Origin of the sequence: Methyloglobulus sp., assembly GCF_046714055.1 — a bacterium.
GTDB lineage: Bacteria > Pseudomonadota > Gammaproteobacteria > Methylococcales > Methylomonadaceae > Methyloglobulus.
Genome location: NZ_JBKKBJ010000141.1, coordinates 1 through 4,190, shown reverse-complemented (window position 1 = coordinate 4,190; position 4,190 = coordinate 1). Strand labels below are relative to the sequence as shown.

Genomic DNA, 4,190 nt, shown 5'->3' with positions numbered 1-4,190 from the left:
CCCCCGGCCGGTGGGGTCCCTGCCCACCGGCTCCAACGCCATCGGTGCCTTGGCCATCGCGCCGCCCAGGCCTTGCCATTCCCGGGCAAGCCCCCCAGTTCGCGGTATTCCAGCAGGCCGGCTCGCCATGGCCCCCCGAACAGCCCCGCCGCCCGCCATTCCAGGAAACACTGGTGGACTGCGCGCCGGCGCCGCCCTTGGGGAGCGCTTTCCATGGGCAACCCGTCCGCAACACGTACAGGATGCCTTCAAACACTTTCCGTGGGCCTTGGGGTGTCCTGCCCCCGCCTGGCTTGCGTTTATAAGCCTTGTCACAATCCCTTTGCCGTCCTGGTGTCAGCCGCTCCACGCGCACCCAAAAAGCATCGGGAACTTTCCGGCTTTGTGGTCTTTTCAATGTATTGCAGCCTTTGCTAAGGTAATTTGTTGAAATCCTTCATAATAACCTGGAATTTATCAAGTTATTTGTGGATAAGCTCTTAGTATTCGGCAAGGCCGCGCCGTGTCCAGTATTTGCGTTGGCTGGGTGGCGGTAAAACTTTTGTGGGTGCACTATTGTAATCGACAATATAAACCCGCAAGCTTTTTAGGCTGGAAGTTGACATCTTTGCACCGGAGTAGTCGAGCCTATGTAACGGGCAAATGTGTGAGGGATTTGGACGTTCAAAAAAGATTCTTATCTATTGTGCAAACTCATTTTCTCATAAATTAAAGTTGCCAGTGCTCATTTGGAGGTTTCAGTGGGCATTAGGGATTCGCATGAAACACCGCAAAGATCAATAGGAAGTTAGGAAAATAACGCTTGTTGCCAAGAAACCAGTTAAAATCAGCACTGGTATAGCTATCGTACCGGGAAAGTGCAATGGTTGGACTATTTTTTAATCCAAAATTAGGAAAATGATTATGAAACAAATATTTATGGCCACCGTATTATTGAGTTTGTCCGTAACTGGAAGCGCTGTTTATGCCGATGTTATAGTGCAATCCAAAGAAGAAGTAGAAGGCACCTGGCAACTACAGACCACCAAAAACTCCTTAATCGATAGACGTCCTGTTACACGGGAAGATACCTGGGTATTTAAAGATGGCAAAGTAACGATCTTACATATCCCTCGCGAAGGAACTTATTACGACCAACCACCTGTAACTTATGAAGTAAAGGACGGTAAATTAAAAGTTGCCATTTTAGGTGGCAGCAGGTTTGACATGTTTACAGTAGTGGAAAAAGACGACAAAAATATGACCCTGAAAGGAAAATTTGGCGACTATTATTACTTTAATAAAAAGTAACAATTGTTAGGATTGGTGGCTCTTAGCCGGTTTTGAACTTTTGAATGTGAACATTCAACAACTCCGAGTTGCTGCTTTGTAAACAATATTGAAATACTTGAAGACAGACGCTGGCAAATGACAAATTTTCAGCAAGATGAAAAGCCCGACTGCGACCCTTTTCGGACATTAGAAAGCATGAGCTGTTTATGCTGCGGAAGAACGATATAAAAAACAACAAATTAAATTGAGTAAATGTGAAAGGATAGAGTAATAATGCAACCTTACGTTTTTTATAACGCGTAAACACGCCTTCATCAGCGAATGGGATATGCGTTTATTTTCGAGGGTAGATTAATGGCTGACTTAAATCGAAAGACACTGATCATTACTGGCGCAAGTCGTGGCATCGGGAAGGCAATTGCCCTTCGCACATCGCGAGACTGTGCAAATATTGTAATTGCAGCCAAGACCGTTGAACCTCACCCGAAACTATTTACATTGCTGCGGAAGAAATCAATGCCTGTAGAGGAAAGGCGCTGCCGTTAATTGTCGATATCCGCTTTGAAGACAAAGTGCAAGCCGCTATCGACAAAACTGTCGAATTTTTGGCGGAATTGATATTCTAGTCGTTAGCGTGGACATAGTACTTATCTCAGTAATTTCTGGCTAAAGGATTTTCATCTATGCAAAATCCTAATCTATTTGATAGTTCATTTTATGTGTCTTACCAATTGAAAAAACCGTTGATATTGACCGACTTGTCTCTAGAAAGGTTTCGATGCCATCAATAATGAGTATTCTCGAAATTGACAAAATCATTAATAGTGCTAGAGTCAAAATTTCCAATTCACGCCTCGTTACCCTGGAATTCAGGCCTTTTTTTTAACGGCCCATCCGGTAGCGACTAAGGCAAAAAGACCTGATGTGACAAAGGCCAAGGCGTAATTTCCGGCCAGATTATGGAGTTGGCTGGCACCATAAGAAGCCAATGTCGCGCCGATCTGGTGGGCAAAGCATATCCATCCGAACACGACCCCGACATTTTGTTTGCCAAACAAATCTGCTGTGAGTGTTGATGTGACTGGGACTGTCGATAGCCAATTGAGCCCATAAACGAAGGAAAATGCCATAAGTTGCCTTGTCGATTCGACATAAGACAAGAGCATTAATGAAACGCCTCGAAGCGTATAATAAATCGCCAATGGCCAGCGTTTGCCAAAGAGATCGCACAGCCATCCAGAAAAGATTGTACCTATCATATCGGTGGCATCCATTAAACCTAACGAGATTGCCATGGTCATTTCCGGGAAGCCATGTTCGATGCCGTGCAGAATCAAGTGCGTCTGTAGCAGGCCTGAGGTGGTAAAGCCGCAAATTCCGAAACTGAAGGCCAATAACCAGGATTGAGGTATGGCCATCGCTTTACGCATTGGATCCGGATCAGGGCGAAGGGCAACTCTAGCATTCCCCGTTTGCACCGTAAGGCTTTAGTCCTTTTAAACCGGGATTATCAACCATCAGCCAGATCACCAAAAGCAATACCACCAAGCCCAGCAATAATTCCAATTTGCAATAAAAACAGTAATAATACAGCCATGATAAACGATGGGGGAAATCATGGCAAGAACGGCTGGTGGAAAAGACCAATTGGAAATGGCGCGTGCGGCAATTCGCAAGGCCAAGACGGCTGACGGGTTGCGTGCGGCGCAGGCGGTGTTGCTGCCCTTGGAATTGGGCTTAAGCATAGCGCAGACAGCCGTTGCGACAGGCCGCTCGGTTGGCGTGGCCTGCACTATGCGTACGCGCTATTCCAAGATTGCCCGTCAGGGGATGGAACCTCCCGTCAGCAAAAAGCAATTGCGCAACCGGGCACGCCTGCCCCTGGAAGAAGAAGGTGCCATGCTCGACGGAATACTGGAGCGAGCGATGCAAGGCGGCGTGGTGGTGGTGCCGCCGTTGCAGCAGAAATTCGTTGAAAAATTCGGCAAAGCCGTGGCGCTATCAACGATCTATCGCATGTTGGCGCGTCACGGTTGGCGCAAATTAGCCCCCGACACTGAACATCCCCAGGGCGATGTCGGCACGCGCGAAGACTGGAAAAAAAACTCCCCGGCACGCTGGCAGAAACGCTAGCCCATTGGGGGACCGGGCGCCCATTGCGCTTGATGTTTCAGGATGAAGCCCGCTTCGGGCGCATCAGCGATACGCGCTATTGTTGGTGCCGCCGCCCTTTTCGGCCAAGGGTCAAGGCGATGGCCACGCAGCAGTATAGCTATGCCTATGGCGCAGTCAGCCCGATGGACGGGCGTTTCGATAGCCTCATGCTGCCCCATGTTAATGCCGAGTGCATGCAAGTCTTTCTGGATGGGGTGGCACAGCGTTATCCGAACGACAATATCCTCATGGTGCTCGATGGGGCTGGGTGGCACAAAAGCAACGCCCTTACCCTACCAGGAAACCTGAAGCTGCATTTTCTGCCGCCCTATTCACCTGAGCCAAATCCAGTGGAGCATCTCTGGGATGAGCTTCGGGAAAAGCACTTCCACAATCGCGTCTTCGATAGTATTGATGCTCTCGAAAATCATTTAGTTGATGCGCTGCGAGCCATGGGACAGAATACTGAGCGCGTCGCTAGCATTACGTGCTGGCCGTGGATAATTAATTCTATTTCTAATGCAAATTAGAATTATGAAATACTTTACGCTTATTTTAACCAACCCATCTGTAAACAACCCTGAGAACCTGTTCAAGATTTAATATTAAGAGTATCCTATAAGTTTTTGATAGGTACGTAGAATGGGCTATCCAAGCGACATAAGCCGGGAACAGTTTGGGCAGGTCAGGGAGGTATTGGAGTCGGCACGGAAGAAAACCAAGCCGAGGGAAGTCGATCTTTATGAAGTGTCTGTGGGCCACTG

General features: G+C 48.0%; 5 protein-coding genes and 2 pseudogenes. 4 read left to right on the top strand and 3 right to left on the bottom strand.

The window, feature by feature from the left end:
- Both ACLQ6D_RS08600 and ACLQ6D_RS08595 read right to left on the bottom strand, forming a co-directional pair.
- Positions 1-397: pseudogene (locus tag ACLQ6D_RS08600) on the bottom strand (transposase); the annotation flags it as partial.
- 82 nt (positions 398-479) lie between these two features.
- Entirely contained in the window at positions 480-605 is a 126-nt protein-coding gene (locus ACLQ6D_RS08595) for a hypothetical protein (protein WP_411726871.1), read from the bottom strand.
- A 298-nt stretch (positions 606-903) separates the two neighbouring features.
- Between ACLQ6D_RS08595 and ACLQ6D_RS08590 the strand changes: the two genes are divergently transcribed.
- Positions 904-1,290 (top strand): hypothetical protein, encoded by a 387-nt coding sequence (locus ACLQ6D_RS08590; protein WP_411726870.1) that lies wholly within the window; start codon positions 904-906, stop codon positions 1,288-1,290.
- Positions 1,291-2,141: 851 nt separating this feature from the next.
- On the opposite strand, the gene ACLQ6D_RS08585 is transcribed toward ACLQ6D_RS08590, so the two are convergent.
- The gene (locus ACLQ6D_RS08585) at positions 2,142-2,690 is read right to left on the bottom strand and encodes an MFS transporter (protein WP_411726869.1); all 549 of its coding nucleotides are present in this window, start codon (positions 2,688-2,690) and stop codon (positions 2,142-2,144) included.
- Between the two features lie 199 nt (positions 2,691-2,889).
- Here ACLQ6D_RS08585 and ACLQ6D_RS08580 point away from each other — a divergent pair, with 199 nt between their 5' ends.
- From ACLQ6D_RS08580 to ACLQ6D_RS08570, 3 genes and pseudogenes are all read left to right on the top strand, one after another.
- Complete coding sequence (locus ACLQ6D_RS08580; RefSeq protein WP_411726868.1) at positions 2,890-3,405, top strand: helix-turn-helix domain-containing protein; 516 nt, start codon at positions 2,890-2,892, stop codon at positions 3,403-3,405.
- A gap of 23 nt (positions 3,406-3,428) precedes the next feature.
- Positions 3,429-3,956: an IS630 family transposase gene (locus tag ACLQ6D_RS08575; RefSeq protein WP_411726867.1), complete on the top strand. Its 528-nt coding sequence runs from the start codon at positions 3,429-3,431 to the stop codon at positions 3,954-3,956.
- A gap of 112 nt (positions 3,957-4,068) precedes the next feature.
- Positions 4,069-4,190 (top strand): annotated as a pseudogene (locus tag ACLQ6D_RS08570) (IS5/IS1182 family transposase); the annotation flags it as partial.

Excerpts from the sequence above, each read along its gene's own strand:
- ACLQ6D_RS08595 (WP_411726871.1), bottom strand. The coding sequence starts at position 605 with ATGTCAACTTCCAGCCTAAAAAGCTTGCGGGTTTATATTGTCGATTAC.
- ACLQ6D_RS08590 (WP_411726870.1), top strand. The coding sequence starts at position 904 with ATGAAACAAATATTTATGGCCACCGTATTATTGAGTTTGTCCGTAACT.
- ACLQ6D_RS08585 (WP_411726869.1), bottom strand. The coding sequence starts at position 2,690 with ATGGCCATACCTCAATCCTGGTTATTGGCCTTCAGTTTCGGAATTTGC.
- ACLQ6D_RS08580 (WP_411726868.1), top strand. The coding sequence starts at position 2,890 with ATGGCAAGAACGGCTGGTGGAAAAGACCAATTGGAAATGGCGCGTGCG.